Annotated in this window: 16 protein-coding genes and 1 pseudogene; 6 read left to right on the top strand and 11 right to left on the bottom strand. The window is 64.5% G+C overall.

Features of this window, described 5'->3' with window-relative positions; translation table 11 throughout:
* Window positions 1-13 precede the first annotated feature (13 nt).
* On the bottom strand, window positions 14-565 hold the full coding sequence (locus AC3EC3_RS13605) for an NADPH-dependent FMN reductase (protein ID WP_488490148.1): 552 nt from the start codon (window positions 563-565) through the stop codon (window positions 14-16).
* 100 nt (window positions 566-665) lie between these two features.
* On the opposite strand from AC3EC3_RS13605, the gene AC3EC3_RS13600 reads away from it, so the two are divergent.
* Window positions 666-1,358 (top strand): aspartate/glutamate racemase family protein, encoded by a 693-nt coding sequence (locus AC3EC3_RS13600; protein WP_488490147.1) that lies wholly within the window; start codon window positions 666-668, stop codon window positions 1,356-1,358.
* 4 nt (window positions 1,359-1,362) lie between these two features.
* Here AC3EC3_RS13600 and AC3EC3_RS13595 read toward each other — a convergent pair whose 3' ends face one another.
* Window positions 1,363-2,001, bottom strand: coding sequence for a YqaA family protein (locus AC3EC3_RS13595; protein ID WP_488490146.1), 639 nt, complete (start codon window positions 1,999-2,001; stop codon window positions 1,363-1,365).
* 227 nt (window positions 2,002-2,228) lie between these two features.
* Between AC3EC3_RS13595 and AC3EC3_RS13590 the strand changes: the two genes are divergently transcribed.
* The 4 genes and pseudogenes from AC3EC3_RS13590 (at window position 2,229) to AC3EC3_RS13575 (ending at window position 4,823) form a co-directional block, all read left to right on the top strand.
* Window positions 2,229-2,768 (top strand): hypothetical protein, encoded by a 540-nt coding sequence (locus AC3EC3_RS13590; protein WP_488490145.1) that lies wholly within the window; start codon window positions 2,229-2,231, stop codon window positions 2,766-2,768.
* A 19-nt stretch (window positions 2,769-2,787) separates the two neighbouring features.
* A pseudogene (locus AC3EC3_RS13585) lies at window positions 2,788-3,216 on the top strand (terminase large subunit domain-containing protein); the annotation flags it as partial.
* A gap of 28 nt (window positions 3,217-3,244) precedes the next feature.
* Window positions 3,245-3,616 carry a DUF2793 domain-containing protein gene (locus AC3EC3_RS13580; RefSeq protein ID WP_488490144.1) on the top strand — a complete coding sequence of 124 codons (372 nt, stop codon included), beginning with the start codon at window positions 3,245-3,247 and terminating at the stop codon, window positions 3,614-3,616.
* A gap of 184 nt (window positions 3,617-3,800) precedes the next feature.
* Window positions 3,801-4,823 (top strand): OmpA family protein, encoded by a 1,023-nt coding sequence (locus AC3EC3_RS13575; protein ID WP_488490143.1) that lies wholly within the window; start codon window positions 3,801-3,803, stop codon window positions 4,821-4,823.
* A gap of 230 nt (window positions 4,824-5,053) precedes the next feature.
* Here AC3EC3_RS13575 and queC read toward each other — a convergent pair whose 3' ends face one another.
* The 6 genes from queC to AC3EC3_RS13545 all read right to left on the bottom strand — a co-directional run bounded on the left by queC (window position 5,054) and on the right by AC3EC3_RS13545 (window position 10,311).
* The gene (queC, locus tag AC3EC3_RS13570) at window positions 5,054-5,752 is read right to left on the bottom strand and encodes a 7-cyano-7-deazaguanine synthase QueC (RefSeq protein ID WP_488490142.1); all 699 of its coding nucleotides are present in this window, start codon (window positions 5,750-5,752) and stop codon (window positions 5,054-5,056) included.
* Between the two features lie 61 nt (window positions 5,753-5,813).
* Window positions 5,814-6,218: a DUF3617 domain-containing protein gene (locus AC3EC3_RS13565; protein WP_488490141.1), complete on the bottom strand. Its 405-nt coding sequence runs from the start codon at window positions 6,216-6,218 to the stop codon at window positions 5,814-5,816.
* 147 nt (window positions 6,219-6,365) lie between these two features.
* On the bottom strand, window positions 6,366-7,271 hold the full coding sequence (hslO, locus tag AC3EC3_RS13560) for an Hsp33 family molecular chaperone HslO (RefSeq protein ID WP_488490140.1): 906 nt from the start codon (window positions 7,269-7,271) through the stop codon (window positions 6,366-6,368).
* Complete coding sequence (gene argF, locus AC3EC3_RS13555) at window positions 7,268-8,194, bottom strand: ornithine carbamoyltransferase (protein WP_488490139.1); 927 nt, start codon at window positions 8,192-8,194, stop codon at window positions 7,268-7,270. Before argF ends, hslO begins: the two co-directional genes overlap by 4 nt.
* The gene (locus AC3EC3_RS13550) at window positions 8,194-9,384 is read right to left on the bottom strand and encodes an acetylornithine transaminase (RefSeq protein WP_488490138.1); all 1,191 of its coding nucleotides are present in this window, start codon (window positions 9,382-9,384) and stop codon (window positions 8,194-8,196) included. Before AC3EC3_RS13550 ends, argF begins: the two co-directional genes overlap by 1 nt.
* A gap of 144 nt (window positions 9,385-9,528) precedes the next feature.
* Window positions 9,529-10,311 carry a cold-shock protein gene (locus AC3EC3_RS13545; RefSeq protein WP_488490137.1) on the bottom strand — a complete coding sequence of 261 codons (783 nt, stop codon included), beginning with the start codon at window positions 10,309-10,311 and terminating at the stop codon, window positions 9,529-9,531.
* A gap of 301 nt (window positions 10,312-10,612) precedes the next feature.
* On the opposite strand from AC3EC3_RS13545, the gene AC3EC3_RS13540 reads away from it, so the two are divergent.
* The gene (locus tag AC3EC3_RS13540; RefSeq protein ID WP_488490136.1) at window positions 10,613-11,041 is read left to right on the top strand and encodes a protein tyrosine phosphatase family protein; all 429 of its coding nucleotides are present in this window, start codon (window positions 10,613-10,615) and stop codon (window positions 11,039-11,041) included.
* Window positions 11,042-11,323: 282 nt separating this feature from the next.
* Here the strand turns inward: AC3EC3_RS13540 and AC3EC3_RS13535 are convergent, their stop codons facing one another.
* From AC3EC3_RS13535 to AC3EC3_RS13525, 3 genes are all read right to left on the bottom strand, one after another.
* On the bottom strand, window positions 11,324-12,625 hold the full coding sequence (locus AC3EC3_RS13535) for an ammonium transporter (RefSeq protein ID WP_488490135.1): 1,302 nt from the start codon (window positions 12,623-12,625) through the stop codon (window positions 11,324-11,326).
* Window positions 12,626-12,651: 26 nt separating this feature from the next.
* Window positions 12,652-12,990 (bottom strand): P-II family nitrogen regulator, encoded by a 339-nt coding sequence (locus tag AC3EC3_RS13530; protein ID WP_054442177.1) that lies wholly within the window; start codon window positions 12,988-12,990, stop codon window positions 12,652-12,654.
* A gap of 161 nt (window positions 12,991-13,151) precedes the next feature.
* On the bottom strand, window positions 13,152-13,856 hold the full coding sequence (locus tag AC3EC3_RS13525) for an endonuclease/exonuclease/phosphatase family protein (protein WP_488490134.1): 705 nt from the start codon (window positions 13,854-13,856) through the stop codon (window positions 13,152-13,154).
* Window positions 13,857-13,885 lie beyond the last annotated feature (29 nt).

The following is a 13,885-nucleotide window of genomic DNA, read 5'->3' as shown; positions in this document are numbered from 1 at the left end:
TTCGTATCTGGGCTCAGCTCACATGCGCGTCCACCAGCGCGAGGAACGCCTTCATCCAGCCGTCGAGGAAGCCTGCCGAGCCCTCGCCCACCGCGCCGCTGTCGTCGAGCAGGGTATCGCTCCACTGCACGAAGGCCTCGGGCTGGCCCAGCGTGGGCATATCCAGATAGGCCAGCACGTTGCGCAAGTGCTGCTGCGCCAGCGCCGTCGCCACCTTGCCCGGTGAGGTGCCGATCACGCCTGCGACCTTGCCGCCCCACACGCTCTTTCCGTAAGGGCGCGAGCCCTGATCGAGCGCGTTCTTGAGCACGCCCGGGATCGAGCGGTTGTATTCCGGCGTCACGAAGATCACCGCATCGGCGCTCGCCACGACCTGCTTGAACGCTGTCACTTCGGCCGCCGGATCGCCATCGGCATCCTGATCGTAGAGCGGCAGCGTGCCGATATCGGGGAACACGAAATGATGCCCTGCCGCCGCGGGCAGCTTCGTCAGCGCCTCGCCCAGCTGACGGTTGAACGATTCGGCGCGCAGGCTGCCGACGATGACGGCGATACGATAGGCCATGCAGATCTCCCTGGAGGTTGCGAACGCCCCGAACGTTTCACAAAACATCGCGGCGCGGTAGACCTGCCGCACTTCACTTTCGCACGAAAGGCGTGACAGCTTGCGGACAATCGGCCTGATCGGCGGCATGAGCTGGGAAAGCTCGGCCGAATACTACCGCATCCTCAACGAAGGCATTCGCGACCGGCGCGGACCGACGGCTTCCGCCAGATGCCTGATGTGGTCGTTCGATTTCTCCGAGATCGAGGCCTTGCAGCACGCAGGCGACTGGGCTGCGTTGACCGAACGCATGGTCGATGCCGCCCGGCGGCTGGAGGGCGGCGGCGCGGACGTGCTGCTGATCTGCACCAACACGATGCATCGCATGGCGCCTGCGGTGGAGGCCGCCGTCGGCATCCCCCTGCTCCACATCGCCGATCCCACGGCGGAGCGGATCAAGGCGGCGGGCCTCAAGAAGGTCGGCCTGATCGGCACCGCCTTCACGATGGAGCAGGACTTCTACAAGGGCCGTCTGGCCGAGCGCCACGGGCTCGACGTGCTGATCCCCGAGGCGGCAGACCGCGAGACGGTCCACCGGGTGATCTACGAGGAACTGGTGGCGGGCAAGGTGCGCCCCGAATCGCGCGAGGCCTATCGCGCGGTGATCGCCCGTCTGGTCGCGGCAGGGGCCGAAGCGGTGATCCTGGGCTGCACCGAGATCATGCTGCTGGTCGGGCCGCAGGACAGCGCCGTGCCGGTGTTCGACACGACCGCGCTGCATGCCGCAGCGGCGGTCGATTTCGCCTTGAGCTAATTCTTCAGGCAGGCATGTCCAGCGTGGCGTGCGCGCACTTGGCATCGGCCTGCTTCGAACCGCCGCCAAGCAGCGAGACCGCCAGGAAACCGACCAGCACTGCGGCGACGAAGGCCACCGTCACCTTGCCCAGATGCTTGTCGATCACCGCCTTGATCGGCGCACCAAACAGGCGGAACAGCACGCCCACAATCATGAAGCTGATCGAGCGCGAAACAATGCTGGCACCCAGGAACACCCACAGGTTCATGCCGATGAACCCGGCGGTGATGGTAATCAGCTTGAAGGGGATCGGCGTCGCCCCCTTCACGATGATGATCTCCGCGCCGTAGGTCCGCAGATAGCAGGCGGCAGTCGGGAAGCTCTGCTCCAGATGGAGCAGGTGCAGCAGCGCGTGGCCGAACGCGGCATAGGCGAAGTGGCCGATGGCATAGCCGAGCAGCCCGCCCGTGACAGAGGCCAGCGTGGCGATCGCGGCGTAGCGGATCGCCTTTTTCGGTTCGGCCAGACACATCAGGCCCAGCAGCGGATGCGGCGGGACCGGGAAGAAGCTCGCCTCCATGAACGCGAACAGCGCCAGCCACCAGCCTGCGTGGCGATGCGCCGCCTTGGCCATGGTCCAGTCGTAAAGGCGACGAAGCATTCGACGTATCATCCCGCAAAAAATCCCGGCGCCGTGCCTAGAGGGGAATGGTCCGGCTCACAAGGGATCGCACAGAGGGAACCCATTTGGTTATTTCACCTTGACATCAGGCAGACGAATTGGTACATAACAGGAACATTGCCGCTCCTGCTGACCGAATCGGATCGCGGCCTTTCCCGAAACTCGCCCCCCTCGTTTCGTTCCCTTTCCGCAATGCAGGATACCCCATGGAAAAGCCGAACCCGGCTTCGCCCGGTGGCGCCGCGCGTCGCCGCAAGACGAAGACCCCAGCCGCCGAGGTCGAGGCCTCCACCAACGATGCGGCGGCAGACAACGCCAAGCCCAACGCGCACTGGCGCGGCGTGTTTCTGGCCGCGCTGGCCGAAACATCAAACGTCACGGCTGCGGCGGCAGCAGCCACAGTCCCCCCCAGCCGCCCCTACAAGGTGCGCCGCGAGGAGCCGGAATTCGCCCGCCTGTGGTACGCCGCGCTGCTCGAAGGCTACGAGAACCTCGAAATGGAAGTGCTCCAGCGCCTGCGCTTCGGCGAGGGCAAGGACGATGCCGTGCGCTTCGACAACGCCGCCGCGCTGCGCCTGCTCGGCCTCCACCGCGACACCGTGGCGCGCGAGCGGGCCCTGCGCGAGGACGAGGATGTCGCCGCCGTGCGCGCCTCGATCGATGCCAAGCTGGAGCATCTGCGCCAGCAGGTGGAGGCCCGCCGCCTTGCCGCCGCGAACCCTAACGGAGATCCCGCAGATGGCTGAGGCAGACCCGCTCGACTGGATGGCCGGGGCCGAGGCGACCGAGATCGACGCTCTTGTCGCCTCGTTCTCGCGCGCCGAGCAGCGCGCCTGGCGCTGGCACTGGAAGCTCTGGGCGCGCCCCGCCCAGCTTGCCCCGGCGGGCGACTGGCGCCTGTGGCTGATCATGGCCGGACGCGGCTTCGGCAAGACCCGCAGCGGCGCCGAGTGGGTCCGCCAGATCGCCGAGAGCGATCCTGCGGCGCGCATCGCCCTTGTCGGCGCGAGCCTTGGCGAAGTGCGCGCGGTGATGGTCGAGGGCGAGAGCGGACTGCTTTCGGTCGGCCCGCGCGAGCAGCGCCCGCTCTACGAATCCTCGCTGCGGCGGCTGACATGGCCGAGCGGCGCGCAAGCCATGCTCTATTCCGCCGCCGAACCCGAATCGCTGCGCGGCCCCCAGCACAGCCACGCTCTCCGGTCAGGCGCAAAAGGAAGTCTTCGTGAACGAAAGCCTCGCGCGGACGGATGCCCTGCTGCATTGCACGGTCAAAGGCGTTGCATCCGCGCCACCCGAAGCGATGCAGGAGGGCGACTCCTGGATCGTTGCAAGCGATGCAAGCGGAGATTTTGCGGGTCAGGACGATGCCATCGCCTGCTTCCAGCAGGGCAGCTGGGTTTTCATTTCGCCGTGCAAAGGGATGCGAATCTTCAACCTCGCCACGGCCAGTGACATGCTTTTTTTCGAAAATTGGCAAAAACCCGCCACTCCGCAGGAACCACTAGGCGGCTCCGTAGTTGATGGGGAGGCTCGAGCGGCGATCAATGCCCTGATTTCCGCTTTGCAAGCCTTGGGTGTCTTACCGTCGGTGTGAAAACCGCAACAACAGGGGTCACGAAATGCAGGTGTCCGGCTTTGGGTCGTACGAGCAATTCTCGGCGACCTGTCTAGTGCGGCATTCTTGCCACAGGTCCTTCGATTGTGCGCTTGCGTGCACTTATGGGAGGAGCTAGACACCGCAGCACTCGGTGGCTCCAATTTCTTAGTAGGGGAAACGTATGAGGAAACTCGTCCTTGGACTGGCCATGGCATCGACTGCCATCGCCACTCCCGCATTCGCACGAGATAATTCGTGGTATCTTCAGATGGACTTCGGCGCGATGATCGTCGAAGATGCAGCCGTTCACGTGAACGGTGTCAATGAAGGTGACATCAACTACCACACCGGCTTCGACGGTGGTGCAGAGCTTGGTTACGACTTCGGTCCGTTCCGTCTCGAAACCGAAGCCAGCTATCGCCAGGCTGACGTCAAGGACCTCGGCGGCAAGGGCCAGAACCTGTCGTTCATGGTCAATGGCCTCGTTGACTTCGGTCCCGACGACGGCCTTCAGGGCTATGTCGGCGGTGGTGCGGGCGTCGCTCGCGTCAAGTCGACCACGATCGGCGACTCGGACACCGGCTTCGCCTGGCAGGTCATCGCGGGCATTCGCGCCCCGATCACCGACCATATCGACGTGGGTCTGAAGTACCGCTTCCAGAACGTCAGCAACGTTGACCTCGTCGACGGTGCGGGTGACGACGTCCGCACCCGCTGGCGCTCGCACTCGATCATGGGCACGCTGGCCTACAACTTCGGTGGCAAGAAGGTAGAGGAAGCGGCTCCGCCGCCGCCCCCGCCGCCCCCGCCGCCGCCCCCGCCGCCCCCGCCGCCCCCGCCGCCGGCTCCGGTCTGCAACAAGGGTCCGTACATCGTGTTCTTCGACTGGGATAAGTCGGACATCACGCCGGAAGCGTCGAGCATCCTGGACAGCGCGATCAGCGCCTACGGCAACTGCGACAACGTTCCGATCATGCTGGCAGGCTACACCGACCGTTCGGGTACGCCGAAGTACAACATGGGCCTTTCGGAGCGTCGCAACGCTTCGGTCCGTGCGTACCTCACCAGCCACGGCATCCCCGACGGCTCGATCTCGAGCCAGGCATTCGGCGAAGCCAACCCGCGCGTTCCGACCGCGGATGGCGTGCGCGAGCTGCAGAACCGTCGCGTCGAGATCACTTACGGTCCGGGTTCGGGCCAGTAAGCGAACCGGCAACGGTACAGGATCGGGGGGCTGGAGAAATCCGGCCCCCTTTTCTTTTGCCTGCTGCAAACGGGGAGACCTCAGGTCCGTTGCCTTGCTTCGGGCCAAGGTGTGGGTTTGATAAGCGCCTCGCCGGCGCGGACACGAAAAAGGCCGCCTGCGATATATCCGCGGGCGGCCTTTTTCGTGTCGTCAACAGACGCGCAGGCGCCTGTTCAGAGGCTTGAGAATCAGGCGGCGTAAGGCGTCGCGTCGGTAAGCCCTGCTTCCTCGAACCCGCCCTTGCGCAGGCGGCAACTGTCGCACAGGCCACAGGCCTTGCCGTCCGGTTGCGGATCGTAGCACGACCAGCTCATTCCAGTCTCCAGCCCCAGACGCGCCGCCTCGCGCGCAATGTCGGCCTTACTCATGAACTGCAGCGGCGCGCGGATATGGAAGGCCTTGCCCCCGTCCCCTGCCTTCGTCGCCAGCGTGGCGACATTCTCGAAAGCCGAGATGAACTCCGGCCGACAGTCCGGGTAGCCCGAATAATCGAGCGCATTGACGCCGATGAAGATGTCCTGCGCCCCGATCGCCTCGGCCCAGGCCAGCGTCAGCGACAGGAACACCAGATTTCGCGCCGGAACATAGGTTACCGGGATGTCATCGGCGCTGACCCCGTCCTTGGGAACGTCGATGTCGTCGGTCAGTGCCGATCCGCCGAACTTGCGCAAGTCCAGCGGCAGTACGACATGGCGCGCAGCCCCCAGTGTACGAGCGATCTCGCGCGCGGCATCCAGTTCACGGCGATGGCGCTGATTGTAGTCGATGGTCAGGGCATTGACGCGATAGCCCTGCTCCAGAGCGATCGCCGCAGAAACCATGGAATCAAGCCCGCCCGAAAGCAGGACGACCGCATCACGCAGGGGTTCGGAAGAAATATCAGTCATGATCCCGCGCTAACCCGACAACGACGCCAACTCAACCTTGCGTCCCCGATCACCCCTCCGGTCACTTGGCGCAATCGCCCGTGCGGCGCCCTTCCATGGTAAAGGAGAAGGGCTGCCCTTTGGCGATACCCTGGCTGTCGATCTGGATCAGGCTGTTGCTCTCGCGCCGGATATGCGTGCGGCCATAGCCTTGCCCCGGACAGGTATATTGCACTGTCACGTCCTGGGGCGTGTCCTGCACGACCGTGCGACTGCAGGCCATCCCGGCATGGCGCATCTGGATCAGCTCGCGCCCGCTATCGAGACACAGCTGACGAGCCGGGGCCGAAGCACCGCGCTCCCGCAGTTCCCAGTTCCCCGAGGTCAGCTCATCAAGCATGGCCCCGGCCGGAACCGCCGCGACCAATGCCGAGCCAGCCATGACGGCGCAAACGCTTCCCAACGCTGCCAGTCTACCCAAAGTCATCGTTTCAATCCGCAATTCGTCGATACTACAAAACGGCATATCGGGATTGTTCCCGCATTTTGCCATGCTGCATGGCAAATCGGGCGAAATTCAGACCGAAATCGAGCCATACGAAGATAGGCTGCACCTTGCGATCCGGCCTGAAGCTCAGACCTCGACCCGGATGATCTTCGAACAGAACGCGCAATCGACCGGGACCGTTCCGTCAGGATCGCGCATTTCGGCCAGTTGATCCTCTGGGAAGCGGCCAAGCACTGACTGGTAATGTGCCACCGAGCAACGGCAACCGCGCTGCAGGTGCCGCAACGGATCGACGCGCACTTCCTCTTCCTCGTGGAACAGGCGCCAGGTCAGGTCTTCCAGCGTCAGCACCGGGTCGACCAGCTCCTCAGGAGTGATGCTCCCCGCCAGGATCGAGACATGCTCCCAGTCGGGATGATCGTCCTTGGTGTGCAGACGCTCGCGGCCTTCCTCGCCATCGGGCAGATGCTGCACCAGCAGGCCGCCTGCACAGCAGCGCGCACCGTTCGAACGCACCGAGATGCGGATCAGTGTCGGAATCTGCTCCGACAGGGCGAAATACTGCTCACACGCGTGCGCCAGCGAACGCCCTTCCAGCGGGACAACCCCCTGATAACGCTCGCCCGATGTCGCGAGATCGAAAGTGATCGCCAGATAGCCCTTGCCGAACAGCGCCTCCAGCGGCGCCTCCGGACCGAGGTCGGCCATCAACGCGGCGTTGTGGCGCAGATAGCCGCGCACTTCGCCCGCCCGGTAATCGCAGACCAGCAGGTCGATCGCCCCGCCCTCGGCCTGCGCCTGAAACGTCAGTTGCGCCTCGTCATCCTTGAGGAGCGATCCCATCAGCGCCGTCAGCACCAGCGCTTCGGCGAGCAGATGCTTGGCGACCACCGGATAGTCGTGGGCGGAGAGCACCGTCTCCAGCACCGGGCCGAGACGGACCAGACGTCCCCGCGCGCTGCGCGCGGGGACGCTGAAGGACAGAACGCGATCGAAACCGGTATCGCCCGCAGGCAGGTCGTCTTCGATCACAGCTTGCCGAGTGCCCAGAGCAGGACCGACTTCTGCGCATGGATGCGGTTTTCCGCCTCGTCCCAGACCACCGACTGCGGCCCGTCAATCACCTCGCCGGTCACTTCCTCCTCGCGGTGCGCGGGCAGGCAGTGCAGGAACAGCGCGGCGGGATCAGCCTTGGCCATCAGCGCCGCGTCGACCTGATAGGGCTGCATCGCGGCGATATGGACCTCGCCGCCCGCCTGCCCCATCGAGACCCAGGTGTCGGTGACGACGACCTGCGCCCCTGCGACCGCCTCGGCCGCATCGTTGGTCAGCACCACCTGGGCACCCGCGGCCCGGGCCCGCGCGATGAAGCCGGCGTCAGGCTCATACCCTGCCGGGCCACCGATGCGGATCGTGAACTTGAGCAGCCCCGCCGCCTCGATCAGCGAATTGGTGACGTTGTTGCCGTCACCAAGCCACGCCATGACCATGCCTTCCAGCGTGACGCCGCGCTCATGCAGCGTCAGCAGGTCGGCGACGATTTGACACGGATGCGACAGGTCGGTCAGGCCGTTGATCACCGGCACGTCGGCGTAATGCGCCAGTTCCTCGATCTTGGCATGATCGTCGGTGCGGATCATGATCGCATCAACCATGCGGCTGAGCACGCGCGCGGTGTCGGCGATCGTCTCGCCGCGACCGATCTGCGTGCTGCCCGCCTCCATGATCAGCGCCGTGCCGCCGAGCTGGCGCATCGCCATGTCGAACGAGACACGCGTACGCGTCGAGTTCTTCTCGAAGATCATCGCCAGCGTGTGCCCGGCGAGCGGTGCGTCGGCATCGGCGCCGCCCTTGGGCTTGCCCAGCCGCGCTGCCTTGCGCGCGTGGGCATCACCGAGCATCCGCCGCAGCGCCTCGCTGCCGGCATCGGCGATATTCAGGAAATGCCGCCCCATCACGCCGTCTCCGTCACCTGATAGTCCGCCGCAGCGGCAGACAGCTTCTCCATGAACTCGTCGATATGCGCGTCCTCGATGACCAGCGGCGGCAGGACGCGAACCACGTTGTCGCCCGCCGAAACGGTGAGGAGGCCATGGTGATCGCGCATGTGCGCCACGAATGCCCGCGGCTCGACCTTCATCTTCACGCCGATGAACAGGCCGCGACCATGCACCGATTCGAACAGCTCGGGATAGTTGCCGATGAACTGTTCGAGGCGCGACATGATCCGCTCGCCCTTGGCGCGCACTTCGGCGAGGAAGCCCTCTTCGGTTACGGCGTCGAGCACCGCGTCGATGGCCGCCATCGCGAACGGGTTGCCGCCGTAGGTCGAGCCATGGGTGCCAAAGGTCATGCCGCGCGCCGCCTTTTCGGTGGCGAGGCAGGCGCCGACCGGGAAGCCGCCGCCGATGCCCTTGGCGATCGACATCACATCGGGGATCACGCCGTACTGTTCATAGGCGAACAGCGTACCGGCACGGCCGACGCCGCTCTGCACCTCGTCGAAGACCAGCATCAGATCCTGCTCGTCGCAAATCTGGCGCAGGCCCTTGATGAACTCTTCGGTGCCAATGCGGATGCCGCCCTCGCCCTGGATCGGCTCGACCAGGAAGCCTGCCGTGTTCGGGCCAATCGCCGCACGCGCGGCTTCGAGGTCGTTGAACTCGACGTACTTGAAGCCGGGCAGCATGGGCTCGAAGCCCTTGTGCATCTTCTCCTGGTTGGACGCAGCGATGGCGCCCATCGTGCGACCGTGGAAGGCGTTCTTGAAGGTGATCAGTTCATAGCGCGTTGTATCGCCCTGATACTGGTGATAGGCGCGCGCGGTCTTGATCGCGCACTCCACTGCCTCGGCGCCCGAATTGGTGAAGAACACCGTGTCGGCAAAGGTCAGCTCGGTCAGCCGCTTGGCGACGGCTTCGCCTTGCGGGCTGCCGTAGAGGTTCGAGACGTGCATCAGCGTGGCGGCCTGCTTCTGGATCGCACCGACCAGACCGGGGTGCGAGTGGCCGAGCAGGTTCACCGCGATACCGCTGGCGAAATCAAGGAATCGGCGGCCGTCTTCGCTGATCAGATGGCAGTGCTCCCCGCGAACGGGACGCACGTCGCACCGGGGGTAAACGGGCATCAGCGGTGTGATCGACATGACGAATTCCTTGATGAAACAAATCGGTGAAATGAAACTCTTGCACTGCAAACGACAAATGGCGGCCCCGGAAGGGCCGCCATCTGCGTGCTTCTAGTCTGTTGCCTTCCCCCGGTCAAACCGCCGGGGACAAGGCGGGTCAGATCAACCCTGAAGCGACGAAAGGTTGACCGCCGAGTACTTGCCTCGTCGATCGACCTCGATGTCGAACTCCACACGGTCGCCTTCGTTCAGACCCGGCAGGCCCGAACGCTCGACAGCGCTGATGTGAACGAATGCGTCCGGCTGGCCGTCATCACGGGTGATGAAGCCGAAGCCCTTCATGGAATTGAAGAACTTGACCGTGCCGCTGGCACGCTCACCGGTGAGCTGACGCTGCGGAGCAGGCTCGCGCTTCTCGACGGCGATGACTTCGCCAACGACCGAAAGCTCGGCCGCCGAAATCTTGCCGCCGCGATCGACGAGCTGGAACTGCAGCTGCTGACCTTCGGCCAGACCTTCGAGGCCTGCACGCTCGACCGCGCTGATGTGAACGAACACATCGTCGCCACCTTCATCGCGCTGGATGAAACCGAAGCCCTTGGCTGCGTTGAAGAACTTGACGACGCCAGTACCTTCGCCGACGACCTGACCGGGCATGCCGCCACCGCCGCCGCCGCCACGTGGACCGCCGCCGAAGCCGCCACCGCGCGAGCCGCCGCCGAAGCCGCCGCCACCGCCGAAGCCGCCACCGCGCGAGCCGCCGCCGAAGCCGCCGCCACCACCGCCGAAGCCGCCACCGCCGCCGAAGCGATCACCACCGCCCCCGAAACGGTCACCACCGCCGCCGAAGCGATCCTGTCCGGCATAGAACGGATCGAACTCGTTCTCTCCAAACTGATCTCGTTTATCGCGTCCCCTTCCGCGACGACCTTTGTCAAAACTCATGTCTACGAACGTACCTTCGCTCCGCCCCAGATTCATTCCCCCGAGCGCGTGGACGTGGCGCGTCGGGCACAGCACTGCGCCACGCCAAAAGCGCAGCAGACAGTCCTTCAATTCGCGACCTTACACCACTCAAAGTCCGTTGGCGAACACAAATACGCAGGACATCAGCGGAATCGGCGAGATTCAGTTGCGATCATTCCATTTTGCACTTGCCTGATCTTGCCGGAAGGTCTTCTACCGCGACACAACCTGCCAATGGCACCTTCCATCGTGCTTTTGGCGCAGCACCGAAGGGTCGCCCATGTTCCGCAAAATCACCGATTCCGTCTTCGCCAGTCCGCAGATCGATGTCGATGCGGTAGCCGAAGCCAGCCGACTCGGGATCGTGCGAATCATTAACAACCGCCCTGAAGGCGAAAGCGAAGACCAGACGCCGGGCGACGCGATCGAAGCTGCCGCCCGCGCCGCCGGGATCGATTACGTCGCGATTCCGGTTGGCCATTCCGGCTTTAGCCAGGGTCAGGTCGAAGCCATGGATGCCGCGCTCGATGCGGAAGGGCCGGTACTGGCCTATTGCCGGTCCGGCACCCGTTCGACCCTGCTCTGGGCATTGGCCTCGGCCCGCGCGGGCGATCAGCCGGACGCGATTGCCGCCCGGGCCGCTGAGGCCGGGTACGACGTCACCCCGATTCGCGCGCTGATCGATATGCTCGCGGCGGGCCACGGGTAATCGACCGGGCGAAACAGATACATCAGAGGGACACTCCCGTCTGAACGCCTGATCGCTGCACCCCCGAAAGCCTCCCGACAGAGTATGTCCGGAGGCTTTTTTATGCTCGCGACACTCTCATACTTCCCGCATGCCCGAGAAAAAAGCACGGCCCAAGAAAAAAGGGCCGAAGCTTGCGCCTCGGCCCGATAAGTCTGTGTTCGCAGGAGGAACATGGTTTGGCGGGAACCGTTGGGAGAAGAGGAGAGAGGAAACCCTTGCCCCCGCCAATTCGGTAAAATCTTAGTTGTAGGCGCGCTCGCCGTGCTCGCCGATGTCGAGACCTTCAAGCTCGACCTCTGCGCTGACGCGCAGGCCAGTGATGAGCTTGGCAATGGTGATCGCGATCACGGTGCCGATGGTCGAGATGACGATGGTGGCGACGACGGCTTCGACCTGCACCAGCAGCTGGTGGCCGATCACGAAGTCCGGCTTGCCCGGGCCGCCGAACATCGGGGCGTAGACAATGCCGGTGCCGACTGCGCCGATCATGCCGCCGATGCCGTGGACACCGAAAGCGTCGAGCGCATCGTCATAGCCGAGCTTGGGCTTGAGCTTGCTGACCGCGAAGAAGCAGACGATCGAGGCGACAGCGCCCAGGATGATCGCGCCGAACGGACCCGAGTTGCCAGCGGCGGGGGTGACGGCGACGAGACCGGCCACGATACCCGAGCACAGGCCGAGAGCCGAACCCTTATGGCCCGCCAGACGCTCGGCGAGCATCCAGAACAGACCGGCAGAGGCAGTGGCGACGAAGGTGTTGATCATCGCGAGGCTGGCAGCGCCGTTGGCGGCAAGTGCCGAGCCGGCGTTGAAGCCGAACCAGCCCACCCACAGCAGACCGGTGCCGACACCGGTCAGCGTCAGCGAGTGCGGCGCCATCGGCTCATGCGGGTAGCCCTTGCGCTTGCCGAGCATGATCGCGGCGACCAGCGCCGAGACACCGGCGTTGATGTGAACGACCGTACCACCGGCGTAGTCAAGCGCGCCAAGGCCGAAGAAGTAGCCGGTCGGTGCCCAGACCATGTGCGCGATCGGGAAGTAGACGATGGTCAGCCAGACCAGCGCGAAGACCATGACGGCCGAGAACTTCATGCGCTCGACAGTCGAACCCAGAACCAGCGCGATGGTGATCGCGGCGAAAGTCATCTGGAAGCAGGCGAAGACATATTCGGGGATCGTGCCCGAAACCGAGTCCGGCGTGACACCCTTCATGAAGGCCTTGCCGAAGCCCGCGACGAAGGCGTTGCCGCCGTCACCGAAAGCCATCGAATAGCCGTAGATCACCCAGATCAGCATGGCGAAACACGCCACGGCGCCGATCTGCGTCATCGTCGAGAGCATGTTCTTCGAGCGGGTCAGACCGCCGTAGAACAGGGCGAGACCGGGGACGATCATCATGAGAACGAGGAGCGTCGACGTCATCATCCAGGCGGTATCACCGCTGTTGATGGTCGGCGTCGCGGCGGCCTGCGCCGAGGCGGGCATGGCGACAGCCAGAGACGCACCCAGTGCGCCGGCGCCGCTCAGAAGCTTGCGAAACATCGTGGAAATCCCTCCGAAAGCGCGGATCAGAGCGCGGTGTCGCCCGACTCGCCGGTGCGGATGCGCACGGCCGAGGCGAGGTCGAGGACAAAGATCTTGCCATCGCCGATGGCTTCGGTGCTGGCGACCTGCTGGATCGTCTCGACGATCTTGGGTGCCAGATCGTCCGGCGCGGCGACCTCGATCTTCACCTTGGGCAGCATGTTCGTGGAGTATTCCGCTCCGCGATAGATTTCCGTCTGCCCCTTCTGACGCCCGAAGCCCTTGACCTCGGAGACCGTCATACCCGCTACGCCGATCGCGCCCAGGGCCTCTCGGACCTCGTCGAGCTTGAAGGGCTTGATGATGGCGATGATGAACTTCATCCCATTCCCCCATGAAGAACCGACCCCAGCGTCGGTCGAATTGAGGAATGCAAACAGCGTGCCAATTTACAAACCGGTAAGGATACGGAGGATTCGGACAAAGTTCCCGCATCCGGTCGCGCTAAAAACTCAATTCATCGCCCGATTCGCAAGCACACTGCCTATTTTTTAGGCAACGAAAGTGTCACGTGGACGGGCAAGTGGTCCGATCCTGTCGCCGATAGCGCCGTTCTGTGAACGTTCGTTGTCACCAAACCCCATTCCGGCGAAATAATGATGCGATCGAGCTGGGCCATCGGGCGGCGCGACGGAAAGCTGCGCCCCGGCGCCAGCACCTGCCACGGCGCGGCAAATTCCCGCAGCGAGCCTCCCGCCTGCGACCACTCGTTGAGATCGCCCATCATCACGGTGGGGCAGCGGGCAACGCAGCCGTCGACATGCGCCAGCACGCTGCGGATCTGGTGACGGCGACGCAGGCCCGACAGATCGAGATGCATGCCCACGGCGCGAAACCGGCGCCCGTCCTTCTCAAGCTCGGCACAGATCGCCCCGCGCGGCTCCAGCACCGGCAGCGGCACCGCCTGCGCCTCGATCAGGGTGATACCCCGCCGCACGAGAATCGCGTTGCCGTGCCAGCCAAGGCTGTCAGGCTTCATCGACAGCGGCACCGGCTCATAGGGCGTAGTCGCGTGGATCATGTCGAGCGGCAGCACGCTCATGCGCCGGCCATAGCGCCGGTCGACCTCCTGCAGCGCCACGACATCGGCGTCGATCTCGCGCAGGATCGAGAGGATACGTTCGGGATCGCGGCGCCGGTCAACGCCGACCGCCTTGTGGATATTGTAGCTGGCGAAAGTGATCTGCATGGCAGCCCGGCGGGGTGGAGAGGACGGGA

This window comes from Novosphingobium sp. BAM6, from assembly GCF_057784955.1.
The sequence above is the reverse complement of the archived record's forward strand: the minus strand, read 5'-3'. Positions and strand labels throughout refer to the sequence as shown.

Excerpts from the sequence above, each read along its gene's own strand:
- AC3EC3_RS13605 (WP_488490148.1), bottom strand. The coding sequence starts at position 565 with ATGGCCTATCGTATCGCCGTCATCGTCGGCAGCCTGCGCGCCGAATCG.
- AC3EC3_RS13595 (WP_488490146.1), bottom strand. The coding sequence starts at position 2,001 with ATGCTTCGTCGCCTTTACGACTGGACCATGGCCAAGGCGGCGCATCGC.
- AC3EC3_RS13590 (WP_488490145.1), top strand. The coding sequence starts at position 2,229 with ATGGAAAAGCCGAACCCGGCTTCGCCCGGTGGCGCCGCGCGTCGCCGC.
- AC3EC3_RS13575 (WP_488490143.1), top strand. The coding sequence starts at position 3,801 with ATGAGGAAACTCGTCCTTGGACTGGCCATGGCATCGACTGCCATCGCC.
- queC (WP_488490142.1), bottom strand. The coding sequence starts at position 5,752 with ATGACTGATATTTCTTCCGAACCCCTGCGTGATGCGGTCGTCCTGCTT.
- AC3EC3_RS13565 (WP_488490141.1), bottom strand. The coding sequence starts at position 6,218 with ATGACTTTGGGTAGACTGGCAGCGTTGGGAAGCGTTTGCGCCGTCATG.
- argF (WP_488490139.1), bottom strand. The coding sequence starts at position 8,194 with ATGGGGCGGCATTTCCTGAATATCGCCGATGCCGGCAGCGAGGCGCTG.
- AC3EC3_RS13550 (WP_488490138.1), bottom strand. The coding sequence starts at position 9,384 with ATGTCGATCACACCGCTGATGCCCGTTTACCCCCGGTGCGACGTGCGT.
- AC3EC3_RS13545 (WP_488490137.1), bottom strand. The coding sequence starts at position 10,311 with ATGAGTTTTGACAAAGGTCGTCGCGGAAGGGGACGCGATAAACGAGAT.
- AC3EC3_RS13540 (WP_488490136.1), top strand. The coding sequence starts at position 10,613 with ATGTTCCGCAAAATCACCGATTCCGTCTTCGCCAGTCCGCAGATCGAT.
- AC3EC3_RS13535 (WP_488490135.1), bottom strand. The coding sequence starts at position 12,625 with ATGTTTCGCAAGCTTCTGAGCGGCGCCGGCGCACTGGGTGCGTCTCTG.
- AC3EC3_RS13530 (WP_054442177.1), bottom strand. The coding sequence starts at position 12,990 with ATGAAGTTCATCATCGCCATCATCAAGCCCTTCAAGCTCGACGAGGTC.
- AC3EC3_RS13525 (WP_488490134.1), bottom strand. The coding sequence starts at position 13,856 with ATGCAGATCACTTTCGCCAGCTACAATATCCACAAGGCGGTCGGCGTT.